This window comes from Arthrobacter pascens (assembly GCF_017052465.1).
GTDB classification, from domain to species: Bacteria; Actinomycetota; Actinomycetes; order Actinomycetales; family Micrococcaceae; genus Arthrobacter; species Arthrobacter pascens.
The window spans coordinates 40,025-55,443 of sequence record NZ_JAFHKT010000134.1; the positions used below are offsets into that span (position 1 = coordinate 40,025).

General features: G+C 60.8%; 13 protein-coding genes. 10 read left to right on the forward strand and 3 right to left on the reverse strand.

Annotated features, from left to right (window positions below):
- Positions 1–89: 89 nt before the first annotated feature.
- Positions 90–1,295 carry a serine hydrolase domain-containing protein gene (locus JYA52_RS10055; RefSeq protein WP_205653042.1) on the forward strand — a complete coding sequence of 402 codons (1,206 nt, stop codon included), beginning with the start codon at positions 90–92 and terminating at the stop codon, positions 1,293–1,295.
- Between the two features lie 45 nt (positions 1,296–1,340).
- Here the strand turns inward: JYA52_RS10055 and metH are convergent, their stop codons facing one another.
- Complete coding sequence (metH, locus tag JYA52_RS10060; RefSeq protein WP_205653043.1) at positions 1,341–4,991, reverse strand: methionine synthase; 3,651 nt, start codon at positions 4,989–4,991, stop codon at positions 1,341–1,343.
- Positions 4,992–5,914: 923 nt separating this feature from the next.
- Between metH and JYA52_RS10065 the strand changes: the two genes are divergently transcribed.
- Together JYA52_RS10065 and JYA52_RS10070 are read left to right on the forward strand one after the other, a co-directional pair.
- Positions 5,915–6,100, forward strand: coding sequence for a hypothetical protein (locus JYA52_RS10065; RefSeq protein ID WP_205653044.1), 186 nt, complete (start codon positions 5,915–5,917; stop codon positions 6,098–6,100).
- Positions 6,097–6,870 (forward strand): hypothetical protein, encoded by a 774-nt coding sequence (locus JYA52_RS10070; protein ID WP_205653045.1) that lies wholly within the window; start codon positions 6,097–6,099, stop codon positions 6,868–6,870. Before JYA52_RS10065 ends, JYA52_RS10070 begins: the two co-directional genes overlap by 4 nt.
- Positions 6,871–7,024: 154 nt before the next feature.
- Here JYA52_RS10070 and JYA52_RS10075 read toward each other — a convergent pair whose 3' ends face one another.
- Positions 7,025–7,843 carry a hypothetical protein gene (locus JYA52_RS10075; RefSeq protein ID WP_205653046.1) on the reverse strand — a complete coding sequence of 273 codons (819 nt, stop codon included), beginning with the start codon at positions 7,841–7,843 and terminating at the stop codon, positions 7,025–7,027.
- Between the two features lie 394 nt (positions 7,844–8,237).
- On the opposite strand from JYA52_RS10075, the gene JYA52_RS10080 reads away from it, so the two are divergent.
- The 7 genes from JYA52_RS10080 to JYA52_RS10105 all read left to right on the forward strand — a co-directional run bounded on the left by JYA52_RS10080 (position 8,238) and on the right by JYA52_RS10105 (position 13,793).
- A complete protein-coding gene (locus JYA52_RS10080) occupies positions 8,238–8,471 on the forward strand; it encodes a hypothetical protein (protein ID WP_205653047.1) in 234 nt (77 codons plus the stop codon).
- 191 nt (positions 8,472–8,662) lie between these two features.
- Positions 8,663–8,992, forward strand: coding sequence for a hypothetical protein (locus JYA52_RS22450; protein ID WP_240460174.1), 330 nt, complete (start codon positions 8,663–8,665; stop codon positions 8,990–8,992).
- 70 nt (positions 8,993–9,062) lie between these two features.
- Entirely contained in the window at positions 9,063–9,227 is a 165-nt protein-coding gene (locus tag JYA52_RS22455) for a BRCT domain-containing protein (RefSeq protein WP_307869358.1), read from the forward strand.
- Positions 9,228–9,344: 117 nt separating this feature from the next.
- Positions 9,345–9,800: a hypothetical protein gene (locus tag JYA52_RS10090; protein ID WP_205653048.1), complete on the forward strand. Its 456-nt coding sequence runs from the start codon at positions 9,345–9,347 to the stop codon at positions 9,798–9,800.
- Positions 9,797–10,543 (forward strand): HNH endonuclease, encoded by a 747-nt coding sequence (locus tag JYA52_RS10095; RefSeq protein ID WP_205653049.1) that lies wholly within the window; start codon positions 9,797–9,799, stop codon positions 10,541–10,543. The genes JYA52_RS10090 and JYA52_RS10095 overlap by 4 nt, the downstream gene beginning before the upstream one ends.
- Positions 10,544–11,071: 528 nt before the next feature.
- Positions 11,072–12,385, forward strand: coding sequence for a histidinol dehydrogenase (gene hisD, locus JYA52_RS10100; RefSeq protein WP_240460175.1), 1,314 nt, complete (start codon positions 11,072–11,074; stop codon positions 12,383–12,385).
- 4 nt (positions 12,386–12,389) lie between these two features.
- On the forward strand, positions 12,390–13,793 hold the full coding sequence (locus JYA52_RS10105) for an aspartate ammonia-lyase (protein ID WP_307869351.1): 1,404 nt from the start codon (positions 12,390–12,392) through the stop codon (positions 13,791–13,793).
- Positions 13,794–14,253: 460 nt separating this feature from the next.
- On the opposite strand, the gene JYA52_RS10110 is transcribed toward JYA52_RS10105, so the two are convergent.
- Positions 14,254–15,216, reverse strand: coding sequence for a LysR family transcriptional regulator (locus JYA52_RS10110; RefSeq protein WP_205653051.1), 963 nt, complete (start codon positions 15,214–15,216; stop codon positions 14,254–14,256).
- Positions 15,217–15,419 lie beyond the last annotated feature (203 nt).

Sequence of the window (15,419 nt, forward strand, 5' to 3'; positions counted from 1 at the left end):
GCTAGCTGATGCTCCGAGGAACATCAGAAGGGCCGGCGCAGCTGGCCGTCTCTCAGAAGTCCAGATGGGGACCGGCCTGCCGAAGGGCCATGAAAATGCAGACAGCTTTCAACAGTCTGATCTCGATCCGCTTTGCGATCGTCGCCACTGTGGCGATCTTCTTGTCCGCAATCGGAGGTTGCACGGCCGCGCCGGATCCGCCTGACCGGCAGTCCCCCGCAGAACAAGCCCCGACAGCGCCGGCATTCGCCTCCATTCTGGAGAAGTACACGGACGATGTGGTTGCTCTCGGAGCCCCGTCGGTCCACATCCAGATGAATTCGCAGCTGGGGGAATGGTCCAAAGCGGTCGGCGTCCGAAGCCTTGAGAACCAGGAGCCGGCGCAGTTGACGGACCAGGTCCATATCGGCGACGTCACTATGTCCATGGTGGCAGTTTCGGTCCTTAAGCTGGTCGATGAGGGTAAGGTCCGGCTGGACGATCCGATTACTCAGTATCTGCCGGAACTAGGCGACCTCATCAACGCCCCCGGCGCAGTGAGCGTGCGCAGCCTGCTGAGCCATCGGTCTGGAATGCCCAGTTATTGGGAAGTCCTGCTGAAGTCAACACCGATGCGCGACGTTCTGGCCAAACGTATGTCCTATGAGGAGCGCTTGGCGGTCGCGGCGACCGTCCCTTGGGGAACACGGGCGGACACGCCCGCCGGAGAGCCAGTCAGCGAGTTCAGCTACTCAAATTCGAATTATGCTGTCTTGGGCCTCTTGGTAGAGCGGCTACGAGGCCGGGGTATCGGAGATATCCTCGCTCGCGACGTTGCAGAACCACTGGGGTTGCAGGCCACCCTCATGTCGCGCGAAGAGTCTGCTCCAGAGAAGATGGCCCACGGATACGTTCTCCTGGGTGGCGAACGTGTTGACACAACACTCCCCGCACACGACATCGGTAACGCTGACAGCGGCGTGATTTCTACCGTCGCAGACCTCAACACTTTTACGGCCGGACTTGTGCAGGGGAAATTACTGAAAGCGGAAACCGTTAAAGAAATGCACTCTTCGACGTACGAGGGTTATGGCTTAGGCCTGACGCTTTTCGATGATGCCTGCTCCGATAGCAACTATCTTGGCCATGTGGGGGATGTTCCGGGATACGGGACCGTTGCCCTGACCAGCGCCGACGGCTCCCGGCAAGTAGCGATTGCGGTGGCGCTACCGCCCGGATCGCCACGCGAGGAGTTCGACCCGCGTGTGAACCAGATGGTAAACGTAGCCCTCGAAGCGCTCAACATGGCTTGTTGACCGGCTAGCCAACGCAGAAATCTGAAGCCAAGGACCAGCACCAACTCACACCTTGAAGTACTTCGCCTCCGGGTGGTGGAACACGAACGCGTCGGTGGACTGTTCGGGGTGCAGCATCAGCTCATCGCTCAGGACCACGCCCATCCGCTCGGGATGCAGCAGTTCCACCACCTTGCGGCGGTCCTCCATGTCCGGGCACGCGGGGTATCCGAGCGAGAACCGCGCACCGCGGTAGTCGAGCTTGAACAGGCCAGCCTTGTCCTTCGGTTCCTCGGCCGCGAAACCGAGCTCCGAGCGGATGCGTGCATGCCAGAACTCCGCGAGCGCCTCGGTGAGCTGCATGACCAGGCCGTTGAGCTCGTAGTAGTCGCGGTAGTGGTCACCGGCGAAGAGCTTGGCAGTCACCTCATCGACATTGCCGCCGGCGGTGACCAGCTGCACCGGCAGGACGTCGATCTGCCCCGATTCGCGCGAGCGCACGAAGTCGGCGAGGCACAGGTGCCGGTCACGGCGCTGGCGCGGGAAGTCGAAGCGCAGCCGCTCGGTGCCGATCGGACCACCTGATCCGCCGTCGGGGGCGAGCAGGCCCGCGGTGCCGAGGACGCCGTCGCGATCCTCCCCGTGGTGCAAGACCACCACCTGTTCCCCCTCGGAGACCACCGGGAAATAGCCGTACGCGACGGACGCGTCGAGCATTCCCTCGCCCAGGATGCGGTCCATCCAGTAGCGCAGGCGCGGCCGGCCCTCGCGTTCCACCAGTTCCTCATAGGAGGCGCCGTCCTCGCCGCGGCCGGGCTTGAGCCCCCACTGCCCCATGAAGGTGGCGCGTTCGTCGAGGAAGGCACCGAAGTCGTGGAGGGAGACGCCGCGCACGATGCGCGTGCCCCAGAACGGCGGCGAAGGCACGTGATTGTCGGCGGCGACGTCGGACCGGCCGGGCATTGCCTCCGGCTCGGTCAGGGTGAGCTTGGCGCCCCTCTGGTGTTTCCGCTTCTTCAGCGCGGGAAGGCCGACCTCCGCCGGGTCAGCGCCACGGGCGACCTGCACCAGGGGCTCCATGAGGTCCAGGCCCTCGAAGGCGTCCTTCGCGTAGCGGACTTCGCCCCCAAACTGCCCAGCCAGGTCCTGCTCCACGTAGGCGCGGGTCAGCGCCGCACCGCCGAGGATGATCGGCCATCGCTTGGCGAGCCCGCGGGACTGCAGTTCCGCAAGGTTCTCCTTCATCACCACGGTGGACTTTACGAGCAGGCCGGACATGCCGATCACGTCGGCGTTGTGTTCCTCGGCCGCGGCGATGATGTCGGCGATCGGCTGCTTGATGCCGAGGTTGATCACCTTGTAGCCGTTGTTGGTGAGGATGATGTCCACCAGGTTCTTGCCGATGTCGTGCACATCGCCGCGCACGGTGGCGATCACCATGGTGCCCTTGCCCGACGCATCCGACTTCTCCATGTGCGGCTCGAGCAGGGCGACCGCGGTCTTCATCACCTCGGCGGACTGCAGCACGAACGGCAGCTGCATCTCGCCGGCGCCGAAGCGCTCGCCCACCACCTTCATGCCCTCGAGCAGGTAGTCGTTGATGATGCCGAGCGGGGTCATGCCCTCGGCGCGCGCCAGGTCGAGGTCCTCTTCAAGGCCCTTGCCTTCGCCGTCGATGATGCGACGCTCCAGGCGCGCGCCGGTGGGCAGCGCCGCAAGTTCCGCGGCGCGCTGGTCCTTCAGCGCTGCCGTGTCGACGCCGGCGAACAGGTCCAGCATGCTGGCGAGCGGGTCGTACGTGAGGTTGCCGTCGGCGTCGTATTCGCGGCGGTCCCAGACGAGGTCCAAGGCCACCTTGCGCTGTTCCTCCGGCAGTGAAGCGAGCGGCACGATTTTGGCCGCGTCGATGATGCCGCTGGTCAGGCCCGCCTGCACGGCCTCGTGCAGGAACACCGAGTTCAGGGCGATGCGCGCTGCCGGGTTCAGGCCGAAGGACACGTTCGAGACGCCGAGGGTGGTTTGGATGCCGGGGTACTTCGCGGTGATCTGCCGGATGGCCTCGATCGTTTCGATGGCATCCCGGCGGGTCTCTTCCTGGCCGGTGGCGATGGGGAAGGTGAGGCAGTCGACGATGATGTCTTCCACGCGCATCCCCCATTCGCCAACCAGGGCGTCGACGAGGCGCGAGGCGATGGCCACCTTGCCCTCGGTGGTGCGTGCCTGGCCGTGTTCGTCGATGGTCAGGGCGATGACGGCGGTGCCGTGTTCCTTCACGAGCGGCATGATGCGCGCGAAGCGGCTGTCCGGGCCGTCGCCGTCCTCATAGTTGACGGAGTTGATCACCGGGCGCCCGCCGATGTGTTCGAGTCCTGCCTGCAGCACCTGCGGTTCGGTGGAGTCGATGACGAGCGGGAGTGTGGAGGCCGAGGCGAACCGTGAGACGACCTCCTTGATGTCGGCCACGCCGTCGCGCCCCACATAGTCGATGCAGACGTCGAGCAGGTGCGCGCCATCACGGACCTGCTCGCGGGCGATGTCGACGCAGTCGTCCCAGCGCTCCTCCAGCATCGCCTGGCGGAACGCCTTCGAACCGTTCGCGTTGGTGCGTTCGCCAATGGCGAGGTACGCAGACTCCTGGTCGAAGTTCACATGGTGGTAGAGGGAAGCGATGCCTGCTTCACGCTCGGTGGGGAGGCGCTCGCCGTCGGCACCCCTCCCGCCGCTGGTGACGGCGGCGCTCGCGCGGAGGGGCGCAAGACGCTCGACGACGGCGGCCATGTGCTCCGGCGTCGTACCGCAACATCCGCCCACCAGGCCCAGGCCGAATTCCCGGATGAACTGCTCGTGCGCGGTGGCGAGTTCGGAGGGCGATAGCGGATAGTGCGCGCCGTCGGCGGTGAGGATCGGCAGGCCGGCGTTGGGCATGCAGGCGATCGCCACGGTGGACTGCTTGGAAAGGTGGCGCAGGTGCTCGCTCATCTCATCCGGGCCGGTGGCACAGTTCAGGCCGATGGCGTCGACGCCGAGCGGCTCGAGCGCGGTGAGCGCCGCGCCGATTTCGGAGCCCATCAGCATGGTTCCGGTGGTTTCGACGGTCACCTCGACGAAGATCGGCAGGCGGATACCGCGGGCCACGATGGCCTGCTTGCAGCCGTTGACCGCGGCTTTGGTCTGCAGGAGGTCCTGGCTGGTCTCGATGAGGAAGGCGTCCGCTCCCCCGTCGATGAGGCCCTCGGCCTGCAGGGCGAAGGTCTGCTTGAGGTAGTCGTAGCTGGTGTGTCCGAGGCTGGGGAGCTTGGTGCCCGGCCCCATCGAGCCCAGGACCCACCGCATCCGTCCGTCTGTTTTTTCTGCCGCTTCTGCGCGCTCGCGGGCGATCGCCGCACCCGCCCGGGCGAGCTCTTCGATACGGTCGTCGATGCCGTAGTCGGAGAGGTTTGACCAGTTCGCGCCGAAGGTGTTGGTTTCCACCGCGTCGATTCCCACCGCGAAGTACGCATCGTGAATGTCCGCGAGGACATCCGGACGCGTGACGTTGAGGATCTCGTTACAGCCTTCCAGGCCCAGGAAGTCGGCCTCGAGCGACAGCTCCCGCCCCTGCAGCATGGTGCCCATCGCCCCATCGGCAATGACGACCCGGTGGTTCACTGCGTCCAGCAGCTCCTGGGAGCGGACGGGGCGGGGGACGGACTCAATATCAAGAGCAAAACGAGGCATATGAACAGCCTACGGGCGAGGTCCGAACATTGGGCTGTGTTTCTGTGTACTACGACGGCGGGTGGTGGCACGGAGGGTGCTGCTGCCGTTCCCACGCATCTGCGTTCACGGCGTGATTTCGATACCCAAGCATGAGCACGCGCGACACGCCTGCACAGATCGGGGAGGAATCCCGCGAGGCGCCGATAACCGGCCTTTCGTCAAGTAACGCGAGATGGCGAACATCGTGGCCTCGCAGCCCTGTCGGCTCTGGAGATGGTGCTCGGGCGTTGACTGCACTGGCAAAACTCGTTCCGGCCTATCCTGGCTAGTCTTTTCTCACACCGGCGCGACGACGATCATTGAGTTGCGGGCGTTAGCCGGGGACTCCACAGATTGGAGAGGGACAATGCTTCAGGCTTTGTTATGCAAGCTGAACATCCGCCATGAATGGCATATCGAACACACCGAAGACGGCAGCCTATACAAGCGCTGTATCCGTTGTGGCAAAGACGACGACCGTGGTGGCGGCGGTACCGGCGCGCCGGGCGCGTGGGCTGGGCCGGCAGGTATGGGTTAGCAGCTTCTCGGCGTATCCAAAGCCGGTCAACTGCCGGGCAGCTAGGCCCTGCGCCACGACTCCCCGCCGTACTCTCGGACGCCATTCCAAAACGCCGATAACGGACGTTACGTAAAGTAGTACTCTGCGTATCTCATCAGATGAATCAATCTGGCCCCCTCCCGCGGTGTACCCGGATCGGCAACCTGGTCTGCGCCTGCGCCTGAACCTCCTCCCTCTGTGAACAGTTCTGAACTCATCCACGATGCATCACGACCGTGATCTAACTCGCGGGGATTCCAACGTGTGGTTGTTTCGTTTTGTCGTAGGGACGTGTAAAGATCGATGTCAAGGACGTGTCCCCAGGGACCGGAGGGAGAATGCGATGAGTGCGCCATTTATAGAATATGTAAGCCAGTCAGTCTTAGAGGCGCGCAAAGATGAGCTCCTCCGGCGTGGGGGACTCTCTCTGGCCGATCTGCGCAGCCGGGCTGAGACCTATGCCGTCACCCCTGAACAGCGCGACATTTTGGATGCTGTCGAAGACATCGATTATCTACTTGCAAGGTGAGCAGGGCGAGCGTTGACCAACTACCTGCAGAACTTCGTGCCACAGTAGATGAGAAGCTTCTGGATCAGGTCGTGGGGTTCGTCGCGCAGCTTGAAGACACACTCCAATCCAGCTTGAACGGGGTGGAGCGACCACTTAAGACTGTAATTGCGGACAATAGCAAGATTGTGGTCACGACCAGGGACGAAGCAGGCATACCCCTTTCGGTCAACGGCGAGCATGTCCTAAGCCTCAAGCTTGACTACCACTGTGTATGGGATTCAAATGGAGAATTTCTGGCCGTCGAGCGTTCCACTTTTTATCTTGTTATGCCTAGCATTACCGAACCGTTGCTTCATTACGACTATTTGAGATCCCCCCGTGGCGACATCCCATGTGCGCACTTCAATGTCCACGGACATAGGGATGAACTGATCTATTCGATGATGGCGGCCGAGTTCAAACACCAGGCCAAGAGCAGAGCGCGACGCGTTTTGAAGGGGAAAGCGCCTCGTCTGTCGCAACTGCACATACCGACCAGGGGGCACCGCTTCCGCCCATGTTTGGAAGACCTCGTGCAGATGGTGATTTTCGAGTTTGGTGTGGACACGCGGGAAAATTGGAGCGAAGCCATCGAATACGGGCGCATGTTATGGAAGGATAATCAGCTGGCCTCTGCCGTTCGTGATAATCCCGGAAAAGCCGCCGAGCAACTGCAGCGAATGGGTTTTTCGGTCACTCCCCCATCGGATTGGCCGGTTCTCAACGAGAAAAAACTCGCAGCATATTGACCCAACAAATGGACGGTCACCGTGGGAGACCCATGACACCCCATTACCGTCCCTCCTCAACATACGAAGCCCAGATACCGTCATACAACCCGGCGCTCATGGCTTCAGGTCTGCCGTTTGCTGGCCAGAGCTACGGACAGAAGCGGTTCTTTGCTTAGCCGGCGGTCTCCGTTGTTGCCCTAAGCTCTTCAAGGCGGTCCAAACCTCGGCCAAGTGTCACCAAGGAACGCTCGGCAATATCAACCATCATTGAAATGCCACCAGAGCGGTCCGTATCCGCTTTCCTGCGCGCCTCCGAGCCCCAGCCCTCTTTCGGCCTGAGCGTCAAGAGCCCGGACCAGGACTTTCCATGAGCCGCCCCTGACGCAATTTGCCAGTCGAGAAATACCTGAGGGGACTCGCCGGACTCTTGGGCGGCCTCCTTGATGATCGAGGTGATGGTGGGAGGCCGCTCTATCTCGGCACTGGACAATTCCAGCCTTTCGGCCGCAGCCATTACGGCAGCGCGTCTCCCTGCAACGAACTCATCAGGAGCATCAGGAGCGACCGAGTATCCCATGAACGTGCCGACTTCGTTTTGGCTCTGCATCATCTTGCGGGCTGCATTTACGTTGGCTACCTCTAAACGTAGGTGCCGCATCAAGCGGGTGCGCCTGTCATAAGGTGCCATCACCCACAACATTGTGCTGGCAGTCTCAATGGTCGATCGAGCCAGCGTGAAGGCACCGAAAACGGGGAAATTCCTTGTACCGCTGATCGAACTGGTTAGGTACCAGATGTGATCGATCGCTGAGGGGACCAGATGGTGGCCAATGTGTGAGGAAAGTTCAACTCCCGGGCAGACTCGGTCATCTGCCGCAATCAACGAGTCAGGAACGGGGTCTGGAAGTGTGCTTATACGCTTGACGGTTGCCATAACTGCTTCATTAAGAGTGATCACTCGAACGAGCACGTTGTCTGCGTCAACCCCCATGTCATGAGCATATCGTCGGGAGCGCACGTCGCTGGCGCGCTAGGAGTCACCATGAACCGCCGCAAAGAAGCAAGCGCCGTCAGCCCACTACCTTATTCTCGCCAGAACGGCATTATCGGTCACGGGTCCGCTCCTTGTCGACTACTCGGGGCGCCGCATGCAAAGCTGACGCTTCAGAATAGTTGACGGAATACCGGGTATCGGCGTTCGAGCATGAATCCAAGGATCATCAGGCCCCCACCGAGCTCATCGGGAACCAGATGAGCATTCGAGCAAGGAGACCGACCCTGGGCATTCCTCAGGACGTGCGGCGGTAACAGTAGGCATGACTTTGCTTTCCAAAATCATGGCAATCATGAGCGCAGGAAAGACTTGAGCCGGGTGGTTGTACTCGGTGCTGGAACAAGAGGAGCAGGAGTTCTGCGTTGCGGAAGAGGACGTTCCGCGGTATCGGCGGTTGCGCTTACTGGCACTTGAGAAGTGGCAAGAGGCCTACCAGTCATTCGAGGCGGACCACACGGACGAAGCTGAAGCTGCGTCCAGCTGGGTCGGCTTCTTCGCAGCATTGGCTCAGGACATGGGATACATGGACGAAGACATCTTTCTGGACCTCGTCAGGGACACCTGATTCTGCGGGCAGGATTGTCGGTGGGTCCGCATCCATTGTGGTCATGGAGACCACGACCGATTTCATCGTCACAAGCACCAGGACCTTCCGGCCGCACCGCATTCCGCCGCGTTGCCGGAAGCCCCGTCCGGTACAGGAAACGTTCAGACGAGTTCCGCATCCCCTCCGTCGCCTCCGAGGAAGCGCGGTTAGTGGCCCTGGCCCAGGATGACCGCGGATACTACGGAGCCCGGACCGGCGAAGACGCCCCTCTGCGCGCCTACGACGGCAAGCTCTACACAGGTGAGATGCGCGCGGACCTGGACATGGGCGAGTCCTCCACCGTCGGCACCCGCATTCAGGGCCAGAAGAACGCGGCCAAGATCATGGCCGCGATCGAGAAGGCCAAGACCCAGCCGCTGAACCGGGTCGTCGGCACTGTCGATGCGTCTCACCGGCCGCACCTTCGGTCGCCGGCTCGCCGCCCAGTTCGAGACAATGGAAGGCACCCAAGCTGGCCAAGGCCGACAGTAAGCCTTTGAACGTCGTGGTCACCGGACCAGTCAAGGGCAGCCCCCCGGCTCCCTGTCCCGCGGCGGAGCCCAGGAACTCATCGAGGCAAAGGGCGGCAATGCCTCCGGCTGGGTTTCGAAGACCACCGACCTGTTGGTCTGTGGCGAACCCGGGTCCTCGAATTTCCTCAAGACCCAGGAGCTCGGCATCCGCATCGTCACCCCAGAAGAGCCAACCCAGAGGATCGAGGACGGCGTGGCGTAGCACTGTCTCGTCACAATCCGGGTCTTTCCGTGTCAGCGGGAAGACCGATTGTTGTCTGCCCGACGCACTGTAGTCTCTGACAGACGCGCACCAGACGACAAAGAACCAGAGACTCACTTGATCAAAAAGCTCATCCCCGCCATCCTGGCCGTAGCCCTGCTGTGTGGCTGCTCCACCCCAACACGGTCGGCCACTGCATCCCCCTCGCCGACCGAGTCAGCGGAGGCCGAGACTGCAGCACCGGAAGCGATTGCAGCGCCGGAAACGACGGAAGCGTCCTCGGTAGACCTCCCGCCGGCAGCAACAACACTGGCCGAATCACTTGAGACAGCCAAGCAGGATCATGAGTCCAAGCTTCTGGCCCTTGCTGCAATGATCGATCTCCAGATTCAAGCGAAAAGTGAACTCAAACCTGCAATGCCTGAGGATAAGTGGATCGACCTTGAACTCCTGAGAATCAACACTATCCTCGGCGCCAAGAATGACAGCATGACTGAGCGCGAAGTCTTCCTAGCAGTCAGGCAGTACACAGCCGCAATCGAGCTGGAAGCCATCAGCCAGGGTAAAGCGTGACCCAGTCCTTCCGCTTCGAGCCGGACCGGTGCGCGAACTGCTTCCAACCCCTGCCAGACGACGAAAAGCACAAGCCCGCCCTGTTCTGCACCGAGCTATGCAACAGCATTGCCAAGGACGTCAGATACTGGCGCAAGGCGCTTCGGAACGGGAGCCTGCAAGACGATGCCGAGACCAGGCTCGTGCTGCACACCAGGATCGCCCACCTCCTCGGCGGCGGCTACAACGCCGTGGCCCGCACCATCCCGGCCGGGGTCAGGGCGTTCGTCTTCGGCCGTGATGAAGTCTGCGTACAGTGCGGCGCGCCCGGCCAGGAGATCGACCACATCGAAGGCGACTCGAACGATCCGGAGAACCTGCAGCTGCTGTGCACCGATTGCCACCGTGCCAAGACGGCGACCCATTTCGTCCCTGCCACCGAGGAGCAGAACGCCTTCGTTGACCGGCTGGAGCAGGAGAGGGTCATGCCGGACGAACCGTCCCAGCTGTGCGACGACGAAATGTTCTGGCAGCAGGTGGAGCGAATCCTGCGGCCGGAACGGATCAACCGCATCCGCTACGCCGCAACGGGCTTCAACCCGGACACTTCCGTCCAGCTCGTGGACCAAATCCGGGCCCTCAAGTACCGTCGTCCCGGCTTCGACGATTCCCTTGAAGACGACCATTCTGCCCGAGGTCTGGACGACGATTCGGGCTATGGTCCAGACAGCTACTTCGCCAAGGCCATGGCTAGAGACGACTGACCGCGGGGAGCAAGTGCGGACTTCCGCACACATACCACTCCCCCAGCTTTACGAAATCACGGTTATCGGCGTTTAGAAAATGGCCGGCGGCCGGCTTCAGAAGGGGCTATTTTTCCTCCTGGGCTCGGAGGCGGCGAGTGCTGGCCGGGGCGGCTTTGGAAGCGCCGGATGGCAAGGACGCCAGTGTTAGCTATCTCGGCTTGGAGAACTCACGCACTCTTGAAAGTCGGCCATGAGCTGGTTGGATCGGCAGGGCACGAGGCGGTTGCTGGACATCGAGCAAAAGCAAGGCTCCCCGCCGATCTCTCTCCCTCCCCAGGTTTATAGCCAGCGCGTGCGTCCCTTGTGCAAGAACGCCTGCAAAGCCCGACTCTGCGCCCGGATGATCTCCTAGCGCGGCGGACCGTAGCAAAAGTGAATGCTATGCCAATTACAAGAAATTTGGCCGTTGTCTTATGTTTCGGCTCCTTCTACGCTGATTTCAAACGTCTGCAAGGTGACGAAAGACTTTAGACAAGGAGCAACACTTTGGCCATCTACATCAAGCAAGCCGCGAAGCCGTCCATTGCGGGGCAGTCCAGCGCCTCGGTCCGGGAAACTGTGGAATCGGTTATTGCCGATATTCGAGATCGGGGTGACGAGGCGGTGCGGGAATATTCGGAGAAGTTTGACCGCTGGTCTCCTTCATCGTTCAGGCTCAACGCGCAGCAGATCCAAGAGGCAATCGCGAGGGTGCCTGCCCAAACCATCGCTGATATTCGGACTGCTCAGGAAAACGTGCGGCGGTTTGCCGAACTACAGCGTGATTCCCTTAAGGACTTTGAGGCAGAAGTTCAGCCCGGGGTTTTCCTCGGTCAGAAAAATATCCCAGTGAATGCGGTCGGTGCCTATATCCCTGGCGGCAGATATCCCCTGTTGGCGTCGGCGCACATGACAATCGTGACTGCCAAGGTTGCCGGCGTGAAGCGTGTCGCGGCCGCGACGCCTGCGCCTAACGGAGTGATTCCGGATGCTTCGATCGCCGCCATTCATCTTGCCGGTGCGGATGAAATCTATCTTCTTGGAGGAGTGCAGGCCATTGCTTCGCTGGCGGTTGGTACGGAGTCCGTTCCCGCCGTTGACGTCATTGTCGGCCCGGGAAATGCATATGTGGCTGAAGCCAAACGCCAACTCTTTGGCGAAGTAGGCATCGACCTCTTTGCTGGTCCAACAGAGGTTCTGATTCTTACAGATGAGACGGCTGATCCATTTCTCACTGTCGTGGACCTTCTTAGCCAGGCCGAGCACGGGCCTGACTCCCCGGCAGTTCTCGTGACTACATCGTCTGCTGTGGCCGAAGCGGTGATTGATGAGGTTGATCGTCAGCTGGTACACCTTCCCACCCGAGACGTTGCAGGTGTAGCGTGGCGCGACCACGGCGAGGTTATCCTCGCTGACTCCCTCGAAGAGGCCTACGAGATCTCTGACAAGTACGCCAGCGAACATGTCCAGGTGTTCACAAGGGACGTGCGGCACGCCCTGGAAAACCTGACAAACTACGGGGCTCTCTTCCTTGGCGAGAACACGTGCGTGTCATACGGGGACAAGATCATCGGCACGAACCACGTATTGCCGACACGTCTGGCATCGCGATACACAGGCGGACTCTGGGTGGGGAAATTCCTCAAAACGGTCACGTACCAAGAAGTCACTAACCCGGAGGCATCAGCTGAGCTCGGAGTCCTTCTGGGGCGCGCAGCACGGGCAGAGAACTTCGAAGGGCATGCCCGCTCCGGAGATGCCCGAGCTGCCCGCGTCAGCGGAGTATGGCCCGAGTGGGCGCTTTCCAACCAGACTGCTTAGCAAGGTGAGTACGGTAACGAGGCGGGAGCACGACCTGCTCGGGGGCCGCGATGTCCCCGGGCAGGTCCTATGGGGCATCCACACGCTCAGAGCCATTGAAAACTTTCCGCTCCCTGCAGAGCCGGTCGGTTCCTATAGGGATCTGGTCAGAGCATTAGGAATGGTCAAGAAGGCTGCTGCGATCAGCAATGCTGAACTCGGGCTACTGCCTCAGCGGCTGGCCGCTGCCATCGAATCTGCCTGCGACCTGGTGATCGCCGGTGCCCTGGACGACCAGTTCCCGGTCAGCATGATCCAGGGTGGGGCCGGCACTTCGACGAACATGAACGCCAACGAAGTGATTGCTAACGCCGCCCTCGAGATTCTGGGACACCCCCGCGGGGCCTACGATGTGCTTAACCCTAATGAGCACGTGAACCTGGGTCAGTCCACGAATGACGTCTACCCCACAGCGGTGAAACTGGCCGCCATCATGGCAAGCAGGTCACTATTGGCGGCATTGTTGGAACTGCAGGAGGAGTTTGCAGAGAAGGCGCGCGAGTTCGACCACATCATCAAAATTGGTCGAACCCAACTCCAGGACGCGGTTCCCATGACTCTTGGCCAGGAGTTCCGCTCGTACGAAGTCATGGTTGGAGAAGACATCGCACGTCTTCGCGAAGCATTGGTTCACCTTCACGAGATAAATCTTGGTGCAACGGCAATCGGAACCGGATTGAACGCACACCCTGCTTATGCCGCCTTGGCGCGGGAAAAGCTCGAAAAATTAACCGGTCTGCCCCTGACAACGGCTCCGAATCTGGTTGAGGCAACCCAGGATTGCGGCTCGTTTGTGCTGTTGTCAGGGACACTAAAGCGCACAGCAATCAAGCTCTCGAAAATTTGCAATGACTTGCGCCTGCTCTCCTCGGGCCCGCGGGCTGGCCTGGCTGAGATCTCTCTGCCACCCCGGCAAGCTGGCTCCAGCATCATGCCCGGCAAAGTCAACCCGGTCATACCGGAATTCGTCAACCAGGTCGCCTTCGAGATCATCGGCAATGACATGACCATCTCTATGGCTGCCGAAGCCGGGCAGTTGCAGCTGAACGCGTTCGAACCCATAATCGCGAGCAGCCTTTTCCGAGGGATAGCCCACCTAACGGTGGCTGTCGGTTCACTATCGGAGCACTGCATCGCAGGTATAACAGCACACGAGCAGCATCTGCGCTCGATGGCTGAGAGCAGCATAGGGCTCGTGACAGTCTTCAGCCCGATCATCGGATACACGGAAGCCTCACGGATTGCTGCTGAAGCAATGACGTCAGGTCGCTTCGTCACTGATCTCATTGTCAGTCATGGATTCTTATCCCTGGAAGAAACACACCGCATCCTCGCGAATTGCCTATTAAGGGAATCTGAGCATGCCTGACACAGCAGCGCCGGGACGCTTCAGGCGCCAACCCGCGCCCAGTTAATCGCCCGTTCGGGTGGGACGACTTACGCTCAATGTCTGAAGGAGTAGCCCCATGTCCTCGATTGAACACTCCGTACTGTTTCATGACCCACTGTCGGCTCCGCCGCCTCAGGAGCGGCCCGCCAGATCCTTCCCAAGAAGACATCGAAGCACGCCAGCAGCGGATGGGCCTGCGCCGTCGGGCGTGTCCAGGAGGCCGCAAGCTGTGGCCGAGGTGCTGAGAGACCTCAGGGCTCTGCAAAGCAGTTGTTTGATCCAGGGCCGGTCGGCTCCTCCCGAGGCCTCTGGAGAGTCCCCCGCTGCAGGACAGGTGCCCAGTTCAGGACGCGTGGCGCAGTCTGCTTCGATCAGGCGTTGATTTTCGGGTCTGAGATTGTGCGGTCAGTGTGCGTGGTCTGCCTGATCAGGGCTGAGGCTACCCCAGAAACCGCTGGAGATGGCCATCAATGGGAATCAGTTCGACGGTGCCCGCATTTGTTTTTGCGTGCGCAACCAGGGCTGAGAACGCCAGCTTGGCCATCTCCCTGGTTGCCGGTGACAGGCTCATTCCACGACGTTTCACGAGTGCCAGGGTGTCGTACATCGGTTCAGCCATAGAGACGACCTTCAGTCCTCGTGGTTCAACTTCAGAGGCAACTGCCGAACGACAGACGATGGTGTCCCCGAAACCTTCTGCCACAAGAGCCAAGGCCGTTGACAAGTATTCGACTTCTATTTTTGGCTCCAGAGTCAACCCGCCAAGTTGTGCCCGGTCATTGAGCTGACGGCGCGCGGGGTCCGTTTTGGCGTAATGGGCATCGTATAAAACCAGCGGCGCTGCCGCGATATCGGCAATCGAAGGTGTCTTTTGGGCGCGGAGCTCGTCGGCGGTTACATAGACGATCTCGTCTCGTGCCAAGGGTAAGACGTCCAGTTCCTCGTCATCTATGGGGAGGGTCACCAAGCCTGCGTCGAGCTGTCCGCTGGTAACGTCGCGGGCTGTCTCCCAGCTGTTTTGTCCGACGAGACGGATTCGAACTTTTGGGTGAGCCAGGTGAAAGTTCTTGGCCAGATCGGTACGAAGGTAGAACTCGGCATTGCGCAGCAAGCCGAACGTTGCAGTGCCTCCACCGAGTGATTGAACGGCGCGCACGGCACTTGCACCCATCTGCGAAGCCAAGACGGATTGGCGCGCGAAGGGAAGGAGCTCCTCCCCCTCGGCAGTAAGGACGAGTTTCCTGGCTCCCCGCTGAAAGAGCTTGGCATCGAGTTCTGCTTCCAGCCGCCTTATCAGATCTGAAATGGCCGGCTGGCTCATCTTGAGGTCCGCTGCCGCGCCGGTGAAGGTGCCGGTGGCAACTGCTGCCACGAATGCTTCCAGTTGATTAAGAGTGGCCATGAAGCTCTCCCGAAGTACTTGGCATAAGTAAAGCATATGGCAAGTACGAGATATCTGGTACTTGAGCTATGGAAGTGATGCTGACAACATTTCTAAAAGGCTGATGTTGCTGCTGTGCCGCTATCCCTTCGGCGGCGAGCCCGTATGAACACAAGAAGTCGGATTCGGAGCCAGCATCCAGTCGCATTGGGCGACAGGCGACA